14 protein-coding genes, 3 tRNA genes and 1 pseudogene are annotated in these 17,869 nt (G+C 35.6%); 10 read left to right on the top strand and 8 right to left on the bottom strand.

What is annotated here, in order from left to right:
- Positions 1-151 precede the first annotated feature (151 nt).
- The 4 genes and pseudogenes from EKL97_RS05490 (at position 152) to EKL97_RS05475 (ending at position 6,182) form a co-directional block, all read left to right on the top strand.
- On the top strand, positions 152-1,693 hold the full coding sequence (locus tag EKL97_RS05490) for an acyl-CoA carboxylase subunit beta (RefSeq protein WP_126568390.1): 1,542 nt from the start codon (positions 152-154) through the stop codon (positions 1,691-1,693).
- A gap of 215 nt (positions 1,694-1,908) precedes the next feature.
- A pseudogene (locus EKL97_RS05485) lies at positions 1,909-2,328 on the top strand (aldo/keto reductase); the annotation flags it as partial.
- A 158-nt stretch (positions 2,329-2,486) separates the two neighbouring features.
- Positions 2,487-4,598, top strand: a complete 2,112-nt coding sequence (locus tag EKL97_RS05480) for an ATP-binding protein (protein WP_126568387.1) — start codon at positions 2,487-2,489, stop codon at positions 4,596-4,598.
- A gap of 231 nt (positions 4,599-4,829) precedes the next feature.
- Entirely contained in the window at positions 4,830-6,182 is a 1,353-nt protein-coding gene (locus tag EKL97_RS05475) for an NAD-dependent succinate-semialdehyde dehydrogenase (RefSeq protein WP_126568385.1), read from the top strand.
- A 139-nt stretch (positions 6,183-6,321) separates the two neighbouring features.
- Here EKL97_RS05475 and EKL97_RS05470 read toward each other — a convergent pair whose 3' ends face one another.
- Together EKL97_RS05470 and EKL97_RS05465 are read right to left on the bottom strand one after the other, a co-directional pair.
- Positions 6,322-6,801, bottom strand: a complete 480-nt coding sequence (locus EKL97_RS05470; RefSeq protein WP_126561914.1) for a hypothetical protein — start codon at positions 6,799-6,801, stop codon at positions 6,322-6,324.
- Positions 6,802-6,997: 196 nt separating this feature from the next.
- Positions 6,998-7,306: a hypothetical protein gene (locus tag EKL97_RS05465; protein ID WP_126568384.1), complete on the bottom strand. Its 309-nt coding sequence runs from the start codon at positions 7,304-7,306 to the stop codon at positions 6,998-7,000.
- Between the two features lie 605 nt (positions 7,307-7,911).
- On the opposite strand from EKL97_RS05465, the gene EKL97_RS05460 reads away from it, so the two are divergent.
- Positions 7,912-8,961, top strand: a complete 1,050-nt coding sequence (locus EKL97_RS05460; RefSeq protein WP_126568382.1) for an outer membrane beta-barrel protein — start codon at positions 7,912-7,914, stop codon at positions 8,959-8,961.
- A gap of 455 nt (positions 8,962-9,416) precedes the next feature.
- Here EKL97_RS05460 and EKL97_RS05455 read toward each other — a convergent pair whose 3' ends face one another.
- From EKL97_RS05455 to EKL97_RS05435, 5 genes are all read right to left on the bottom strand, one after another.
- A complete protein-coding gene (locus EKL97_RS05455; RefSeq protein ID WP_126554391.1) occupies positions 9,417-10,319 on the bottom strand; it encodes an N-acetylmuramoyl-L-alanine amidase in 903 nt (300 codons plus the stop codon).
- A gap of 35 nt (positions 10,320-10,354) precedes the next feature.
- Positions 10,355-10,834 carry a hypothetical protein gene (locus EKL97_RS05450; protein ID WP_126460371.1) on the bottom strand — a complete coding sequence of 160 codons (480 nt, stop codon included), beginning with the start codon at positions 10,832-10,834 and terminating at the stop codon, positions 10,355-10,357.
- A 38-nt stretch (positions 10,835-10,872) separates the two neighbouring features.
- A complete protein-coding gene (rimO, locus tag EKL97_RS05445; RefSeq protein ID WP_126460374.1) occupies positions 10,873-12,186 on the bottom strand; it encodes a 30S ribosomal protein S12 methylthiotransferase RimO in 1,314 nt (437 codons plus the stop codon).
- A gap of 262 nt (positions 12,187-12,448) precedes the next feature.
- Positions 12,449-14,029 (bottom strand): OmpP1/FadL family transporter, encoded by a 1,581-nt coding sequence (locus EKL97_RS05440; RefSeq protein ID WP_126561912.1) that lies wholly within the window; start codon positions 14,027-14,029, stop codon positions 12,449-12,451.
- A 52-nt stretch (positions 14,030-14,081) separates the two neighbouring features.
- Positions 14,082-15,149 carry a hypothetical protein gene (locus tag EKL97_RS05435; protein WP_126568381.1) on the bottom strand — a complete coding sequence of 356 codons (1,068 nt, stop codon included), beginning with the start codon at positions 15,147-15,149 and terminating at the stop codon, positions 14,082-14,084.
- A 100-nt stretch (positions 15,150-15,249) separates the two neighbouring features.
- Here EKL97_RS05435 and proS point away from each other — a divergent pair, with 100 nt between their 5' ends.
- The 5 genes from proS (at position 15,250) to rpsT (ending at position 17,394) form a co-directional block, all read left to right on the top strand.
- A complete protein-coding gene (gene proS / locus EKL97_RS05430) occupies positions 15,250-16,728 on the top strand; it encodes a proline--tRNA ligase (protein WP_126554393.1) in 1,479 nt (492 codons plus the stop codon).
- Positions 16,729-16,806: 78 nt separating this feature from the next.
- Positions 16,807-16,878, top strand: a tRNA-Glu gene (locus EKL97_RS05425).
- 46 nt (positions 16,879-16,924) lie between these two features.
- Positions 16,925-16,996, top strand: a tRNA-Glu gene (locus EKL97_RS05420).
- 41 nt (positions 16,997-17,037) lie between these two features.
- Positions 17,038-17,109 (top strand) — tRNA-Glu (locus EKL97_RS05415).
- Between the two features lie 33 nt (positions 17,110-17,142).
- Positions 17,143-17,394, top strand: coding sequence for a 30S ribosomal protein S20 (rpsT, locus tag EKL97_RS05410; protein WP_091166799.1), 252 nt, complete (start codon positions 17,143-17,145; stop codon positions 17,392-17,394).
- A gap of 70 nt (positions 17,395-17,464) precedes the next feature.
- On the opposite strand, the gene EKL97_RS05405 is transcribed toward rpsT, so the two are convergent.
- Entirely contained in the window at positions 17,465-17,869 is a 405-nt protein-coding gene (locus EKL97_RS05405; RefSeq protein ID WP_126460385.1) for a response regulator, read from the bottom strand.

The raw sequence follows: 17,869 nt of genomic DNA, 5'->3' as shown, positions 1-17,869 counted from the left end.
TTTAAACAAAAAACCTTTGGGAAGTATCGAGAACTTTACATTTAACAAGGCTTCTCGATACAATTTTAAACATTAAAGCTATCGCATTACTGTTCAAAACCACTCGAAGTGACGAAATTTTAAAAAACAATAGTATCCAATTAAATAAAGTATGGAATCTAAAATAAAAACATTAAACGATAAAATTGCTGAAGCTCATTTGGGCGGCGGTAAAAAACGTATCGAAAAACAACATTCCAATAAAAAACTATCGGCAAGAGAGCGCGTCAATTATTTGATGGATGAAGGCTCTTTTGAAGAAATCGGGATGTTAGTTACCCATCGAACGTCTGATTTTGGAATGCAAAAAGAACTGTTTTTTGGAGATGGTGTCATTACCGGATACGGAACTATAAACGGTCGATTGGTCTATATTTTTGCGCAGGATTTTACCGTTTTTGGGGGATCATTATCTGAAACTCATGCCGAAAAAATTTGTAAAATTATGGATATGGCAGTCAAAATGGGCGCACCCATGATTGGCCTGAATGATTCTGGTGGGGCACGTATTCAGGAAGGTGTTCGTTCGTTGGGTGGTTATGCTGATATTTTTTATAGAAACGTACAAGCCAGTGGCGTAATTCCGCAAATCTCTGCAATTATGGGTCCCTGCGCTGGTGGAGCGGTATATTCACCAGCCATGACTGATTTTACGATGATGGTTGAAGATACCAGTTATATGTTTGTAACAGGCCCGAATGTCGTGAAAACAGTAACCAATGAAACGGTGACTTCAGAGGAATTGGGAGGGGCAAGCACGCATTCTACGAAATCCGGTGTGGCGCACATTACTTCTGCTAATGATGTGGAATGTCTGGAAGATTTGAAACGCTTGTTGAGTTATTTACCACAAAGCAACAAAGAAAAAGCACACAATTTACGGTATGAACTCAATGATGAGGTTCGTCCCAAATTAGCGACTATTATTCCGGATAATCCCAATAAACCGTACGATATGCACGAGGTAATTAGCGGCATTATTGACGAAGATTCGTTTTATGAAATTCATAAAAACTATGCCGAAAATATCTTGGTGGGTTTTGCTCGATTGGGAGGAAAAAGCATTGGGATTATAGCCAACCAACCGATGATTTTAGCGGGTTGTCTGGATGTGAACAGCTCGAAAAAAGCAGCTCGATTTACTCGTTTTTGTGATTGTTTTAATATTCCGTTATTGGTTGTAGTGGATGTGCCGGGGTTTTTGCCGGGAACGGACCAAGAATGGAATGGAATTATCGTTCACGGAGCGAAATTATTGTACGCTTTAAGCGAAGCGACCGTGCCACGAGTTACGGTAATTACACGTAAAGCCTACGGTGGTGCGTATGATGTGATGAACTCGAAACACATTGGTGCCGACATGAATTTTGCTTGGCCCAGTGCCGAGATAGCTGTGATGGGAGCCAAAGGAGCCTCTGAAATTATTTTCAAGAAAGAAATCAATGAGGCCGAAGATCCTGCCGCTAAACTTTTGGAAAAAGAAGCTGAATATGCGAATTTGTTTGCGAATCCGTATACCGCAGCACAACGTGGTTTTGTGGATGAGGTAATCTTACCGGAAGACACCAGACGCAAACTGATAAAAGCCTTTAGCATGCTAGAAAATAAAGTTAGTGTTACTCCAGATAGAAAACACGGGAATATTCCGTTGTAGTATTTTTTTAAGAAATGAAAAAACCACCTGATTATTTTAGGTGGTTTTTTAGTTTTACATTTAATATCAAAAACTAGTTGGTGTTTTGGGGGATCATTTGACGTTTTAGTATCTTTCAATCGGACTATAAAAATTAAATTAGAATTTGGCTAAAAAAAACAACTAGATGAAATAGGACAGATGTGGAAAAAGTGATTTGTTACTGCCACAAATTTCTTTTTTATTCGAATCGTTTTGATCCGGAAACGCTATTGGAGAAAACCATGATGGCGCTGGATTACGCCGTACGAAGCGGAAAAGCATTGTATGTGGAAATTTCTAATTATACAGCAGCGCAAACTAAGGAAACTACTGAAATACTGAAACAATTGGAGACACCCTGCTTTATTCATCAAGTGAAATATTCCATGTTTGCGTGGCAACCAGAAGCGGGATTATTAGATGTTCTCGAAGACAAAGGAGAGGGTTGTGTTGCTTTTTCTCCTTTAGCACAAATGACATTGGCTTGGTTGCTAAAAGAGAACCGAATCAATTCTGTTTTGACAAGGAAAAAAAATAATCTTTTTTTAATTCTGAAAAAAAATGAAAAGTTGCCATTTAAAAGGGATTTAAGAAAGATTAGAATGCTTTTTTAAAAGTATACCGCTGATAAATAAGGTTTTATTATAAAAAAAATACTTAGTTTGAAGTGGCTTATTTTTTTTACTGATAAAAATGGTTAACTTGCGGCATAGAAAAAAACTGATATGTCTTACAAAAGTAGGCTGTGTTTTAGTTTTATTCGAGTGATTCCATGAAAAGATTGATTAGATTAAATACGTACTATAAACTACTGATGTTGATACTTTCGGCAAGTATTTTCTTTTTTGTAATTTACATCACCTTATATCTTTATACTATTCAGGAAGAACGGAATTTTTATAAAACCACTTACAATCAATACGATAAAGAAGTGAGATCTTTGTTTAGACTCAATTCTAAAACCACTACCGCCACCATTATTGATGTTACCCATTGGGATAATTTGGTTAGTTATACTATAACAAAAGATGCAAAATGGTATGATAAATATATTCTAAGCGAATTTGAATTTTATAATGCGGATTATGTTGGGGTGTATGGCCTTGACAAAAAAATAATAAATAAAACAGCTTCCTCTAAGATTAAAAGCCTTGACTTTATCCCAAAAGAGATGATGACAGTGCTTTATAAATCGAAACTAAAAAAATTCTATATTAAAATTCCAGAAGGAATTGTCGAGGTTTTTGGTGCAACGATTCATCCTTCAATAGATCCTAAAAAGAATAAAACAGCTCCGTCCGGTTACTTTTTTATAGCTAGACTTTTAGATAAGCCTTTTTTGAATTCTTTAGGAAATATAAGCAGTTCAAAAGTTAATTTAGTTCCGGCGCATCGTACGGTTCTTGAAGAAAGTGATTTTGTAATTGTAAGTTTAGATCTGAAAGACTGGAAAGATGACGTTGTGGCTACATTGCTTTTCAAAAGGCCGTTCAATTTGAATTATAAAAATTCAAAAGAAATTCTTTTTATTGTGGTGCTGGTTTCTTTATTGAACATTTTTATTTTTGTGTATTATACAAAACGATGGGTTTATAATCCACTAAAATTAGTCAAAAGTATTCTAGAAACAGGTAATGTTAAAGCGATAGCTTCGTTAAGAAAATTCAAAGGAGAGTTTGGGTATATAGGAAATCTTTTTGAAGAGAACAGCAATCAAAGGAGACAATTAGAGATATCCAAACAAAAGGCGGAGGAAAGCGATACCTTAAAATCTTCTTTTTTGGCTAATTTATCGCATGAAATCAGAACTCCTATGAATGCCATAATGGGATTTAGTGATTTGCTAACGGATGCAAATTTGACAGAAAGTGAGAAATTGGAATATTTAAAAATAATAAAAAACAGTGGGAACAACCTGGTTTCAATAATTGAAGATCTTATTGAAATGTCTAAAATTGACGCCAAGCAAATTACACCTAATTATAAAGGATTAGACATTGAAAAATGTATGACAGAGTTGTATGATTCCATCAAAGTTACGATTCCTAAAGATAAAAATATTCAATTTTATATTCTTGAAAATTCAGCTAAAATTACAGAAAATATTCTTACTGATGAAACGAAACTGAAACAGATTATTGTGAATTTAATTACAAATGCGGTAAAATTTACCGATAATGGATTTGTTGCTTTTGGATACACAGTCCACAAAGAAAAAGGAATTTTAGCGTTTACTATTGAAGATTCAGGGATCGGTATGAGTACAAATCATCTGAAAGTAATATTTGATCGTTTCCGAAGAATTGAAGGGGACGGCACTACTGAATTAACGGGATTAGGTCTTGGTTTGTCCATCTCGAAGGCGTATGTAGAGATGCTGGGTGGGGAAATAACAGTGACATCTACAATTGGAGTAGGATCTGTTTTTACATTTTCGTTTCCATTAAAATTTGATCAGACTGAAAAAGACATTGTGTCAAGTAAGACGATATCTTTTTCAGGAAACCAGGAGAATGAAATAATTTTAATTGCTGAAGATGATACTATCAATTTCTTGTTGTTAAAGAAAATTATTGAGTCAAAAAACCATACAGTTTTGCGTGCTTTTAATGGTCAGGAAGCAGTTACTATTTGTACCGAAAATCCGGATATCAGTTTGGTTTTTATGGATATAAAAATGCCTATTTTGAGTGGTTATGAGGCTTTTGAAAAAATAAAGTTAATTAAACCGGGACTTCCAGTCATAGCCCAGACAGCGTATTCATCCGCAGAAGAGAGAGAAAAAATAGTTCAGTGCGGCTTTAATGACTACATTACAAAACCTTTGGACAAGGAAAAAGTCTTTGCGCTATTGGATGTTATTTTTATGGAAATTAATTCCTAGAAATATCTGAGGAGTTCCTCTTGTAACACTTTTTGGTTTTTTATTCTCAACCTCTAATGAAAGGCATAAGCCAAATTCTTTTGTCGGCTTTTTTTGGATTTTTACTAAAGTTTTAAGGAGTGTCTTTGGTTATATACAATTTTCAAGAAGAAATAGTGTCGCTTTTTATACAGTAAGACGATAAATTTCCTGTTTCAAAACTACATTTTCAAAAAAATTAAAACATAAAAAATGATATTTAAATCGATAAATCCATTCTCGCAAGAAATTATCGCTGAACATGAAGTGCTTACGAATGGGGAATTAAATCAAAAACTGCAACTGTCTGAGCGGGCCTTTAAAAAGTGGAGGAATACCACTTTTCAGGAAAGGGCGGATAAAATGAAAAAATTAGCTCACGTTTTAAGAGCAAATAAAGAAAAATTAGGATTGCTTATTACCAATGAAATGGGTAAAATTGTGTCCGAAAGTATTTCTGAAGTCGAAAAATCAGCAGCAAACTGCGATTTTTATGCGGAGCATGCGGAACAAATATTGAAAGATGAATATTATGATACGTCTTTCAAGAGCCTTTCCGTTTACGATCCTTTGGGAGCTGTTTTTGCCATTATGCCTTGGAACTATCCTTTTTGGCAGGTATTACGCTATGCTGCGCCGGCAATTATGGCGGGGAATGTGACGCTTTTGAAACATGCTCCTAATGTTATAGGTTGTGCCAAAGCTATTGAAAATGCCTTTTTGGAATCGGGTTTTCCTGAAGGTGTTTTTCTGCAAATTACTATTGATATTCCCCAGGTTGAAAGTGTTATTGCTTCAAATATTGTGCAGGGAGTGACTTTGACCGGAAGCGAAAAGGCTGGCTCCTCAGTGGCTTCCTTGGCTGGAAAGCACATCAAGAAATCAGTGATGGAATTGGGTGGTTCAGATGCATTTATCGTTTTGAATGATGCTAATCTAGAGAGAGCCGCCAGTATTGCAACACAATCCAGAATGCTCAATGCAGGTCAGGCTTGTATTTGTGCCAAACGTTTTATCGTTACTGAGAAAGTGGCGGATGAATTCTCTGCCCTTTTTGCTCAAAAAATACAGTTGTTGCAGCAAGGGAATCCGCTCCAGCAAGGGATTGATATGGGGCCTTTGGCTCGATTGGACTTAGCGAAGCAATTGTCCCGCCAATTGCATAAAGCATTGGAACAGGGTGCCAAGTTAATTGTGGGCGGGGAGCGGGAAAATTGTAATTTTCAACCCACATTGATTGATTTTGTAACTGTAGATAGTATTGCTTTTCAGGAAGAAACTTTTGGTCCGTTAGCAACAATTATACGGGCTAAAGATGAAAATGATGCCATTGCCATTGCCAATAATCATCATTATGGCTTGGCTTCTGCCCTGTGGACTGAAGACCGTGAAAAGGCATACACCTTGGCGAGGAGAATAGAAGCAGGAAATGTATTTGTAAATTCATTAGTGCGTTCTGATTCCAGAGTCCCTTTTGGAGGCATAAAAAAATCAGGCTATGGCAGGGAATTAGGAGCCGTAGGGATCAAAGAATTTATGAATATGAAATCATTGGTTATAGAATAGTTTTGTTCAGCTACTAGTATTCAGTTGGTGTGGATAAAAAAAGGAAAACGAGAACCGGAATTGTAAGTACAAAACCAGTTCTCGTTTTTTTTATTTAGTTTTTTTGTTTCGTAAAACCTTTTTGTCCTAGTTTTTTGGACTAGTAGGTATAGACTGCTGCTTTTATATCGTTAGGTGTATTGGATAGAATAACAATAAATGGATATCCTTTGCGAGCAGCATTCTCTTTTAATCGCTTTTCTCCTCCATGTATAAAGGAGGTATTAGTTTCTCCTTTTGCTTTTCCATAAAAACTAGTGATGACCCCGGATTTTTTTAGACCAATTGTCTGAAAGTCTTTTAAGACGATTACTTTTTTATAATCTGATTTTGCAAGGACATTGATTTTTTCCGAAACTAGTTTTGAATCGGCAGCTGATTTTTCATTTAATTGAGCAACGGCATATTGGCTTATTTTTTTTTCTTCACTACTGCCTGGTACTGCAAAATAAACCAGATTATTCTCCATTTTGATGAAGTTTACATCCATTTTTTTGTTGTCATGCGTAATGATTTCGTGAGTTTGTGCAACTAATGCAACATTGAATAAAATTGTGAATAATATAAATAGATTTTTCATGTGTTCAGATATTAAGGGATTGTTTGCTTTTGCTGTTTTGCCAACTTCTTTAATTTAATTACAGCGCTTTACTTTCAGCTAATAAAAAAATACTAGAGTACAGTTCATTGCTATCGATAGTAAATCATATCTCAAGTGTGTAATGGCTTTATATGGGTATAGCTCCTTTTGGTGTATTAGGAAACATATAATAAAATCAAGCGATGCCCTCCGGAGGTGGAGTTGAATTTTTTAAATGCGACTCTTTTGCTTTGAATAAATCCAAAGCGTTTATTCTGTTTGGAACAATGGAATCGTATGCTAATGCATTTGGGAGGGCTACGGTACCTATGAAAAGCGTTTTTAGTTTATTCTCGAAATTGCTTTCTTCCGTATTATTTTCAAACACTTCGTACACTTCGTATTTCCTATCATTGACAAGAACAGCAACTGCCTCACTAATCCATGTAACGGAAAAAGCAACAAAAAGGACTTGAAGATTTAATTTAATTAGGCTACGAATCATGGTATAAATTTAATACAATTGAATGGGAGTTACCATTAAAATTTTCATAAAAGAAAAAATAGAAAAAACGGTTTTTGTTACTGTTTAATTCTCATTAGAACTCGTTTCTTAGACTTAAAAAAAAAGGATAATTTTTTGTGTTACACAACGCAGAACTATAAAAAACAAAATTATTTAAATTTTGTATAAAATATTTAATTTTTTTTAACTGTCTTTTTTATAGGGGTTGTTGTTATTTACAGTGTTTATTTATTGATAATATTATATTTTTTGCACTTTAAATTTATTTTAATCAAAAAAAAGTGGGGTGTGTTGTAAAATTTAATTATTGAATTTTTAAAATACTTTCGTAAAAATATGGAATAATGATTTTTTTTTATTGATTTTTCGTTATTGATAATTCTTTTCTAAACAAGATAAAAAAGTGGGAAATAGTAATTTAAGTGGAGTAAAAGTTAATAAATTCGCTTTAGGATTAGGGAAAAATTCACACCAAAAGCAGCATAAAATAATGTTTTTAGCAATTATTTTAGTTCTGATTTTTTTAAATAGTAACCAAAACCAAATAATTACCAAGCTGTATTATTAATTAAAACACCTTAAAGATGAAAAAAACAGTAACTATCTTAGCAGTATTGCTAACCACAACTTTTATATTTGCACAAGAAAGCTCTGCGGTTCCAGCAACAACTTTTGCAGGATCTGCAGATGCATATTACAAATATGATTTTTCCGGAATAGACAACAGTTTGACAAGTTTTACTAATTCTCATAACTCGTTTGAACTAGGAATGGTTTCTATCGAAGCGTCACATAAAAGGGGTAAAGGTTCTGTTTTTGTAGATTTAGGTTTTGGTAACAGAGCCGCTCAGTTTACTTATAATGATACCAATGCAACTTTTATGATTAAGCAATTAAATTTCACATATGAATTTTCAGATAAGTTCAAAGTTACTGCTGGTAGTTTTGGAACTCATCTGGGATATGAATTATTGGATGCTGTCGATAATAAAAACTACAGTATGTCCTATGCCTTTACTTACGGACCCTTTTTTAATACAGGGGTAAAAGCACAATATACTACTGGAAAATTCAGTTTTATGGCGGGAGTTACTAATCCTACAGATTTTAAATCTACTATTGATGCAGGCTCAACTCAAAAAACGTTTATAGGGCAACTTGCGTTTCTGGGCGATACAGGTAGCGCCTTTTTTAATGTAACATCTGGTAGTAGTAATCCAGCTTCTGATGAAAATAAGACGCAGTTTGATTTCGTTGGAACAAAGAAACTTAGTGACGCATTTTTCTTAGGGTTTAATGGTACGTATGCAATGACTGATAACGACTTTGACAGTTCATTGGATGGAGAGTGGTTTGCATTAGTAGGCTATGCAAATGTTGCTATAAAAGAATCCCTAAGTCTTACATACAGATTGGAATATTTAGATGCAAAAGAGGCAACTCCTGCGCTGGGATTGCTTGCTGGAACTAGTGTCATAGGGAATACATTGTCATTAAACTACAAGGTTGGTAACTTGACTATCATTCCGGAATTCAGACTTGACTCCGCCTCCGAAGCTATTTTTTCAAATAATGATGCTGCTCCAAAAGTCTTGACCGCATTTGCACTGCTCGCTACAACCTATTCATTCTAGTATTTAAAACAATATTTTTTTTGCTGCCAGGATACTCTTTTGTATTTTGGCAGTTTTTTTTGTTTAAAATTTCCTAAAGTACCCGTTGGGTGTAATTAGTTTTTGATGGAAATTTTCGTCAGTTCGAATGATCCCGCTTTTGGGCGGGATTATATCAAGAACTAGAAAATTAGTATTAAAAACGGTTCTCGATACACGTCACTTCAAGTGCGAAGCGTATCGAGAAGCTTTGTTCCGTTTTACTCCACAAAAAACACTCGGACTGACGTTTTGAACAATTGCACCCAACGAGTGCCAATGTATGACTAAAAACTAATGCCGATTTTGGTTTTACTTCAGTACTCATTAATAATTTCGGCAGTGGTTTGGAGAAATATTAATTATTCAATTTTGGACACAAAAAACGGCTCTTTGAAAATTCAAAAAACCGTTTAGGATTGTTTTAGGGGCTTTTGCTATTGTTGTTTGTAAATAGAATAAATGGTATTTCTTGTTTTCTCATCTAAAACATCAGTAACTTCATCTTGAATATAATGAAGTTTAAAAGCAATAATAGCAGCAGATATGTTTTTAGTGTCATACCCAATAATTCGTAATCCCTGATCGACATTAAAATCAAAAGGAGCTGTTTGTAGAAATTCATCAGGCCAAATTCCAAAACCTTTTTCGGCTAAAATTTTCCAGGGAAATAAGGCGCTGGGATCTTTTTTTCTGGTTGGGGCAATATCCGCATGACCTAAAATGTTTTGAGCAGGAATGTTATAATCTTTTTTTAACTTAGTTAGAAGGGCTAATAAGCTATTGATTTGTGATTCTGAAAACACTTCGGATCCGTTATTGTCGAGTTCAATTCCTATAGAAGCTGAATTAATATCCGTATTTTTTCCCCAAGAGCCATTTCCGGCATGCCAGGCTCTTAGGTAGTCATTCAGCATTTGTACGACTTTACCATCATCTGAAATTACATAATGGGAACTTACCTGAGTTTCTGTTTTTGTAAATGTATTTATGGTTTGTTGCAATGAATCTTGCGCTGTATGATGAATAATGATAAAATTAGGCTTGCGTAAATTAAAATTGACGGTACCAATCCATTTTGTATTGATTCCATTCTCCAAAAACGTAGATCCCATTTTGAAAATAGTATCCTTATAGGTATGTAATTGCTGCGTGTATAATGTATCTCTGTTTAATTCAACCGGAGGAACAACCGGAAGGGGTTTAGGATCCTTATTAGAAATCGTTTTTTTTAATGTTTTGAGTTTGGTGTCATATACCTTTTCAGTTTTCTTGTATGGATTTGTGGAGCAAGCAGCAATAGCAAGGGCGAAAAATAGGGTATAAAAAATATTTCTCATTAGGATTTGAGTTTTATAATGAAATAAAAAAACGATTATTTCGATTTCTTTTTAGACTTTGATTTTTTTGGATTTTTCTGCTCTTTTTTTAAAATAATGAATTTTTCCTTCTGATCTTCATTTAATAATGCCATTAATTTTCTATCGGTAACTTCAGATAGTGCCTCGATGTTTTTAATTTTATCTTCCTGACTGGTTTCTGCCTTTAGAAGCATTCCTTGAGTTCTGAAGCTTTCAATGAAGATATTAGACATTGCTACCACTTGGAGTTCATCCAGATTAAGTTCCGGTTTTATAGTTTCCATTATTTTAGCAACTGAAACTTCAACAGGAATTTCTTTAGGTTTTTCAGGAGTTCTGGTTTGATCCATTCCGCTATTCATCCTACGATTTCCTCCGTAACCGTTCCCGTTTCCATATCCATTATTATAACCGCCGTTTCCGTATTGTGCTGAAATGGTGTGGACTGATAATAATACAAATGTGATCACTAGTACTGATTGAATTGTTTTCATGTGTAGCATTTTAAAATATTAAAAAATCGTTTAAAAAATTATACCGGTTCTCCGTACAAATCAAATTCCGTTGCTTCGATAATTTTGATCATCACAAACTCTCCTGTTTTTACATAATGTTTTGATGCATCTATTAAAACCTCATTGTCTACGTCTGGACTGTCAAACTCAGTTCGGCCTACAAAATGGCCACCTTCTTTTCTGTCGATGATGCATCGGAACGTTTGACCTACTTTTTCCTGATTTAAATCCCATGAAATTTGTGATTGTAACTCCATAATCTCATTGGCGCGCTCTTGTTTTACAGTATCTGGAACATCATCTTCCAGTAAATAGGCATGTGTGTTTTCTTCATGAGAATAAGCAAAACAGCCCATTCTATCAAATTTCATTTCCTGAACCCAGTCTTTCAATATATTGAAATCTTCTTGTGTTTCTCCGGGATATCCTACGATCAAAGTGGTGCGTATTGCAATTCCAGGTACTGCTTCGCGAAACTCTTTTAATAATTTTGTTGTTTTTGCTTGCGTTGTTCCGCGACGCATGGATTTCAAAATTGAATCTGAAATGTGTTGCAACGGAATATCAATGTAATTACAAATCTTAGGTTCGCGTTTCATGATTTCCAGTACATCCATAGGAAAACCGGTTGGAAAAGCATAATGCAAACGAATCCACTCAATTCCTTCTACTTTAACTAAAGCTTCCAGTAGTTCTCCAAGCGCTCTTTTTTTGTAGATATCTAATCCGTAATACGTCAAATCCTGAGCAATCAAGATCAATTCTTTAACGCCATTTTTTGCTAGACCTTCGGATTCTTTTACCAGTTTTTCAATTGTTTGTGAAACGTTTTTTCCTCGCATTAAGGGTATTGCACAAAAACTGCATGGTCTGTCACAACCTTCGGAAATTTTTAGATAGGCATAATTTTTTGGAGTTGTAGTCAGTCGTTCTCCAAGCAACTCGTGCTTGTAGTCCGCTCCCAAGGCTTTTAATAATTGTGGTAGCTCTGTAGTTCCAAAAAATTGATCCACATTTGGAATCTCTTTTTCTAAATCAGGTCGGTAACGCTCGGACAGACATCCAGTAACAAATACTTTATCAACTAATCCTCTTTCTTTTTTGTCCGCATATTCCAGAATCATGTTGACAGATTCGGCCTTGGCATTATCAATAAATCCGCAGGTATTTATTACAATGATATTTCCCTCTTCGGCTTCCGGAGCTTCATGCGTAACGTCTTTGCCGCTTGCGCGTAGCTGACCCATAAGCACTTCACTATCATATACATTTTTTGAACACCCAAGAGTGATCACGTTTATTTTATTCTTTTTTAAAGACTTCGTTCTCATAACATTAGAATCCCGATAATTTGGGAATTTTGCAAAATTACACTTTTTTATTCAAACGGAACTTGTTTCTGTTTCTTTTACACTTTTTAAGGAGCTATTCCTGCTGTACGCTACAAACAAAGTTCACTGAACTCCTATAAAAATGACTACTAGAGGAAGTAATCTCCCGAAAATAATCGGGAGGATTTTCACTGCCATCAGGGCTAAAAAAAATCCGTTTCACAATCACGAAACGGATTTTTCTAATTCATTTTTCAGGACGTTACAACTCAAACAATAGTGTCAAAGAAACATTGTTGTTAATAGCATCTATACTTGCTCCATCAGTGAATCCTTGGTTAAAAAAACCTTGTTGGGAATTTCTTTTGGCATAGGAATAGGCTAAATCCAGTTTGGTAGATCCAAAATTATATCCTAAACCTGCGGAATACCCAGTTAAATCACCCACGGTTACGGCATTTTTATACGGACTTTGTTCGTACCGGTATCCTGCTCTTAGACTTAATGCCTTAATTTTATATTCGGCACCTATTCTTAACTCTCCGGTAACGTTGAGCAATTCATTCATGTCATTATTTAAGGTTCTGAATAAGGGATCGTTTTCAGGTTTAAATTTGGTGTCGCTGTAATCTTTAAAAGCGTAATCGATACTGATTAATCCAGATTTTCCAAATACGTAGGCAAAACTCCCGGTCAACTTACTTGGCGTTTGCAATTTATAGGGCTCGTAAACATTAACCACTTGCGGGTCTACCACATCTTGCGGTAATTCACCGGTTGAATTGCCGCTTACCGTAATTAACTTTTGTGAAAGCTCGTCGTTCAAAGTATACCATGTAGAAGATTCATAGGCCATACCTACTCGAATTTCGTTAGTAATTTTTGCAATAGCACCTACTTGAAATGAAAATCCCGATCCGTAAGTATAAAGATCATTGTCAAATTGTACTCTTGTGATTTGATCATTAGTGCCTAATGGGTTGCTATTGTCTTCGTAAAAGCTAGACGATTTATTGAAATCAGTAAAGTGAGAATTTAAATTTAGTCCAAAATAGAATTGGTCATTATAAGAGGTTGCTGCATTAAAGGATAATTTTCCGTTGTATCCCGTACTGTAAACGGAATTTTCTTGATAATAATTTCCTCCAGCAGGAACGTTGGATAAAAAAGTAGAGTTGTTATTGGACTCGTCTGCGGCATTTAAAACATAACCTTGATACCCCAAAAAAGCTTGCTGAGCTGCGAAGCCACTTAAATTAGGATATTGACCATTTGGAAGATTGCTACCCAAGAAAGAATACAATTGGGATATAGATTCTCCCGGATTTGTGTTTACAAAATCTTGAGGAACTGGAGCACCACCGTTCCCATTATTGGCATAACTCAAAAAATAATTAGCTATAGAATTGTTTGGATTGGTTCCTGCGGAAAACAGCCCATTATCAAAATTATTGGCGTTTTCATAATTTATGGCTAAGGAAATTTTTCTCCACTTGCTGTTTGGGTTTCTGGTATTAAAAACAAATACAATTCCTGCTTGATTCAAATCAAAGGAGTTTTCTTTCTCTGTTGCTGTCCCGCCAAAGTAATTTGAATTATTTTTAGTATCGAAGTTAGTCAATGTAACAGCCATTTGATTATTGGTAAACACCGCTGAACCAGCAGGGTTTACATTGATAGATGACAGGTCGCCCCCAAGCGCTCCAAAAGCACCGCTCATGGCTCTGAAACGGGCTGTTCCATTTAAATTGTCCTGTGAATACCGAAGTGCATCAGAAATTTCTTGTGATTGGGCTACGGTAAACGATAAGCCAGCGAGTAATAAATATAGGTGTTTTTTCATTTTTTGTTGGGATATTTAATTTTTATCAAAAAGGATGGTTCCGCACTATTTTTTATCCTCTTCCACCTCTTCCACCACCGCCAGATGATCTACCACCACCACTACCACTAGATCTTCCGCCACCTGAATTATTAGATCTGGACATGTTTGAACTAGGGCTATAAGACGACGGGCTGTTGTTGTCATTTCTTGTTGGTGTGAAAGATCGTGAAGGCGCATTGTTTTGATTGCGCACATTGTTTATATCGGATCTTCTTCTGGGAGTATTGTACGAACTGTTTTGTGGTTGACCTTGATTCCTAGAGAATGTAGGACTTGTTCGGTTGATGCTATTCGTTGCGTTTCGTCGCAAATCAGTGGTGTTGTTTCTAAAGTTGGCGTTATTAGTTCGTCTGCCAATAGTGGTATTGGTTTGGTTTCGGGAATATTCTCTGCTTGTTTGATTGGTGTTGTTTATCGTATTTGAATTGGAATACGAAGACCCTCTTCGGCCTGCATTAGAAGAATAATTGACATTGTTTTGACCATCTCCATAGTTTCCCCAGCCGTTACCGTACCAATTGTTCCATCCCCAATTGTTTCCATACCAGTTGTTCCATCCCCAATTGTTGCCATACCAGTTGTTCCATCCCCAATTGTTGCCATACCAGTTATTCCACCCAAATCCCATGTTCATTCCCCATCCAAAACCACCGTTAAATCCCCAGTTGTTTCCGTACCAGTTATTCATGCCCCAGTTGTTTCCGTACCAGTTATTCATACCCCATCCGTTGTCATAGACATTTACGGATTGCGCATTACCTCCCCATCCAGGATAAGTAGTGTAGTTTTCCTGAAGAGTGTCATTTTCTAAATCATAATCACTGTAAGTATCTACATCTGTAAAAATTTCATTGGATTGGTAGTTGTTTTGAAGTGAATTGAAATACGCAGTATATTGGTTATTTGGATCATTTTGTGGTTCTCGTTCAGTAATTTTGTAGGAAGTGTTACCATATATTCCGTCAGAATCATAGTACGAACTGTTTTGATAAGAGCTGCAAGAGGCCAACAATAGTGTTAAAAAACTGATCGTATAATATATTGATGTGTTCGGGGCGGAAAAAGGGGTAGTTTTCATATATGTGGAGTTTTTATTGTTGGACAATACAAAAATAGTTAGTTTTGCGTAATTATTAGTTAAATAAATATTAAACAAAATTTGTGCCAAAATATAAAACATGGGTAAGAACTTAACTACAAGAGCGGAAGATTATTCAAAATGGTATAACGAGTTGGTTGTCAAAGCCGATTTAGCCGAAAATTCAGGGGTGAGGGGGTGTATGGTTATCAAGCCTTACGGATATGCAATTTGGGAAAAAATGCAAGCGGAGTTGGATCGAATGTTTAAAGAAACCGGACATCAAAATGCATATTTCCCTCTATTTGTTCCTAAAAGCATGTTTGAAGCCGAAGAAAAAAATGCAGAAGGTTTTGCTAAGGAATGTGCTATTGTTACCCATTATCGATTAAAAAACGATCCTGACAGACCTGGTAAACTAATGGTGGATCCCAATGCAAAATTAGAAGAAGAATTAATTGTACGTCCTACAAGTGAAGCTATTATTTGGTCTACTTATAAAGGATGGGTACAATCGTATAGAGATTTGCCATTACTGATTAACCAATGGGCAAATGTGGTGCGCTGGGAAATGAGAACGAGATTGTTTTTGCGTACCGCAGAATTTTTATGGCAAGAAGGGCATACCGCTCATGCTACTAAAACAGAAGCGGTAGAAGAATCAGAAAAAATGATGCATGTGTATGCTGATTTTGCCGAGAATTTTATGGCAATTCCAGTTATAAAAGGAATAAAAACTGAAACCGAGCGTTTTGCTGGAGCAGAAGAAACCTATTGTATCGAAGCGTTGATGCAGGATGGTAAAGCATTACAAGCGGGGACTTCACATTTTTTAGGGCAAAACTTTGCTAAAGCATTTGATGTCAAATTTGCTACAGCCGAAGGAAAGCAAGAGTATGTTTGGGGAACTTCGTGGGGTGTTTCTACTCGTTTGATGGGGGCATTAGTGATGACGCATTCAGACGACCAAGGCCTGGTATTGCCTCCTAGTTTAGCGCCTATTCAGGTCGTGATTGTTCCTATTTATAAAACAGAGGAACAATTAGCGGCAATAACTGAAGCAGTAACTGTTTTGACTGTGGCTTTGCGAAAATTACAAATCGCTGTCAAATATGATAACAGAACCACTCAAAAGCCTGGTTTTAAATTTGCAGAATGGGAATTAAAAGGGGTGCCGGTTAGGATTGCTGTAGGTCCTAAAGATTTAGAAAATGGAACTTTTGAGGTTGCAAGAAGAGATACATTGACTAAAGAAGTCGTTTCTAAAGATGGAATTGAAACGTATATCAACGATTTACTAGCGCAAATTCAAAAAGAATTATTTGAAAAAGCATTGCAATATAGAAATACACATGTTACTGAGGTAAACAGTTTTGAAGAGTTCAAAGCGGTTTTAGATGCGAAAGGAGGTTTTGTATCAGCACATTGGGATGGAACTGCAGCAACTGAGGAAAAGATTAAAGACTTAACGAAAGCAACCATCAGATGCATCCCTTTAGACCGAATAGAAGAAGCGGGAAGCTGCGTTTTTACTGGTGAAAACTCAGTAGGCCGAGTACTGTTTGCGAAGGCATATTAAAAAAAAATAATTTTTTTTGCATGTACTATTGTACGTTTCAAAAATAGTTGTATTTTTGCATCCGCATTAGAGAAGCAGGGCCCGTTCGTCTATCGGTTAGGACGCATGGTTTTCATCCATGTAAGAGCGGTTCGATTCCGCTACGGGCTACTATTTTTTTTGCAGGTTAAAGTGATCCCGAACTCAGAGGGAAAATGGCCCGTTCGTCTATCGGTTAGGACGCATGGTTTTCATCCATGTAAGAGCGGTTCGATTCCGCTACGGGCTACAAATTCAATTTTGATTAATTGATAAAACTTAGGGGATAATGGTCCGTTCGTCTAGGGGTTAGGACGCCAAGATTTCGTCTTGGTAACAGGGGTTCGATTCCCTTACGGACTACAAAAATATAGTAAAAGATAAAAACATAATAAAATGGCAAATCATAAATCAGCTCTAAAAAGAATTAGAAGTAACGAAAAGAGAAGAGTATTAAATAGATACCAACATAAAACTACTCGTAATGCTATAAAAGCATTAAGAATAGCGACTGATAAAGTAGATGCTACTTCTAAATTATCAAACGTGATTTCTATGATTGATAAATTAGCTAAAAAGAATATCATTCATGATAACAAAGCGTCTAATTTAAAATCTAAATTAACGAAGCTTGTTGCTAAATTGTAATTAAAACAATTTATTTTATATAAATAAAAAGCTCTCATTCTTAGGATGGGAGTTTTTTTTATGGGTAATATTAGCTAATCTTATTCTTTAAATATTCAAGCATAGATAGGGTTATTGGTTTTGATAAAAAGTCAATTACCATGGGGTATTTTTTTGCTTTTTCTAAGTCTTCCGGATCAATTGTAGAAGAAAGTACAATTACCTTAATAGCACTAAAATCTGAAAACTCCGGGCTGTTAAAATAATCCAGAAATTCCCATCCTCCCATTACGGGCATATTTAGATCCAAAAAAATTAATTGCGGATGGTGGTGTTTGTCATCATTATTTTGTCTGATAGTATTAAAGTATTTCAGCGCTTCTTCGCCATTTTGAGAAGTAATTATTTCGTTAGAAAAGGATGATTTGTTGATTACTTTTTTGCATAGCATAAGTGTTATTGGGTCATCATCAACACATAAAATTGTATCTAACAT

The organism is Flavobacterium sp. LS1P28 (assembly GCF_003970335.1).
In the GTDB taxonomy this organism is placed as follows: Bacteria; Bacteroidota; Bacteroidia; order Flavobacteriales; family Flavobacteriaceae; genus Flavobacterium.
Note: the sequence above shows the minus strand (reverse complement) of the source record. Positions and strands in the feature narration are given on the sequence as shown.

Coding starts and splice junctions, on each gene's coding strand:
- EKL97_RS05490 (WP_126568390.1), top strand. CDS start 152: ATGGAATCTAAAATAAAAACATTAAACGATAAAATTGCTGAAGCTCAT.
- EKL97_RS05480 (WP_126568387.1), top strand. CDS start 2,487: ATGAAAAGATTGATTAGATTAAATACGTACTATAAACTACTGATGTTG.
- EKL97_RS05475 (WP_126568385.1), top strand. CDS start 4,830: ATGATATTTAAATCGATAAATCCATTCTCGCAAGAAATTATCGCTGAA.
- EKL97_RS05470 (WP_126561914.1), bottom strand. CDS start 6,801: ATGAAAAATCTATTTATATTATTCACAATTTTATTCAATGTTGCATTA.
- EKL97_RS05465 (WP_126568384.1), bottom strand. CDS start 7,306: ATGATTCGTAGCCTAATTAAATTAAATCTTCAAGTCCTTTTTGTTGCT.
- EKL97_RS05460 (WP_126568382.1), top strand. CDS start 7,912: ATGAAAAAAACAGTAACTATCTTAGCAGTATTGCTAACCACAACTTTT.
- EKL97_RS05455 (WP_126554391.1), bottom strand. CDS start 10,319: ATGAGAAATATTTTTTATACCCTATTTTTCGCCCTTGCTATTGCTGCT.
- EKL97_RS05450 (WP_126460371.1), bottom strand. CDS start 10,834: ATGAAAACAATTCAATCAGTACTAGTGATCACATTTGTATTATTATCA.
- rimO (WP_126460374.1), bottom strand. CDS start 12,186: ATGAGAACGAAGTCTTTAAAAAAGAATAAAATAAACGTGATCACTCTT.
- EKL97_RS05440 (WP_126561912.1), bottom strand. CDS start 14,029: ATGAAAAAACACCTATATTTATTACTCGCTGGCTTATCGTTTACCGTA.
- EKL97_RS05435 (WP_126568381.1), bottom strand. CDS start 15,149: ATGAAAACTACCCCTTTTTCCGCCCCGAACACATCAATATATTATACG.
- proS (WP_126554393.1), top strand. CDS start 15,250: ATGGGTAAGAACTTAACTACAAGAGCGGAAGATTATTCAAAATGGTAT.
- rpsT (WP_091166799.1), top strand. CDS start 17,143: ATGGCAAATCATAAATCAGCTCTAAAAAGAATTAGAAGTAACGAAAAG.
- EKL97_RS05405 (WP_126460385.1), bottom strand. CDS start 17,869: ATGTTAGATACAATTTTATGTGTTGATGATGACCCAATAACACTTATG.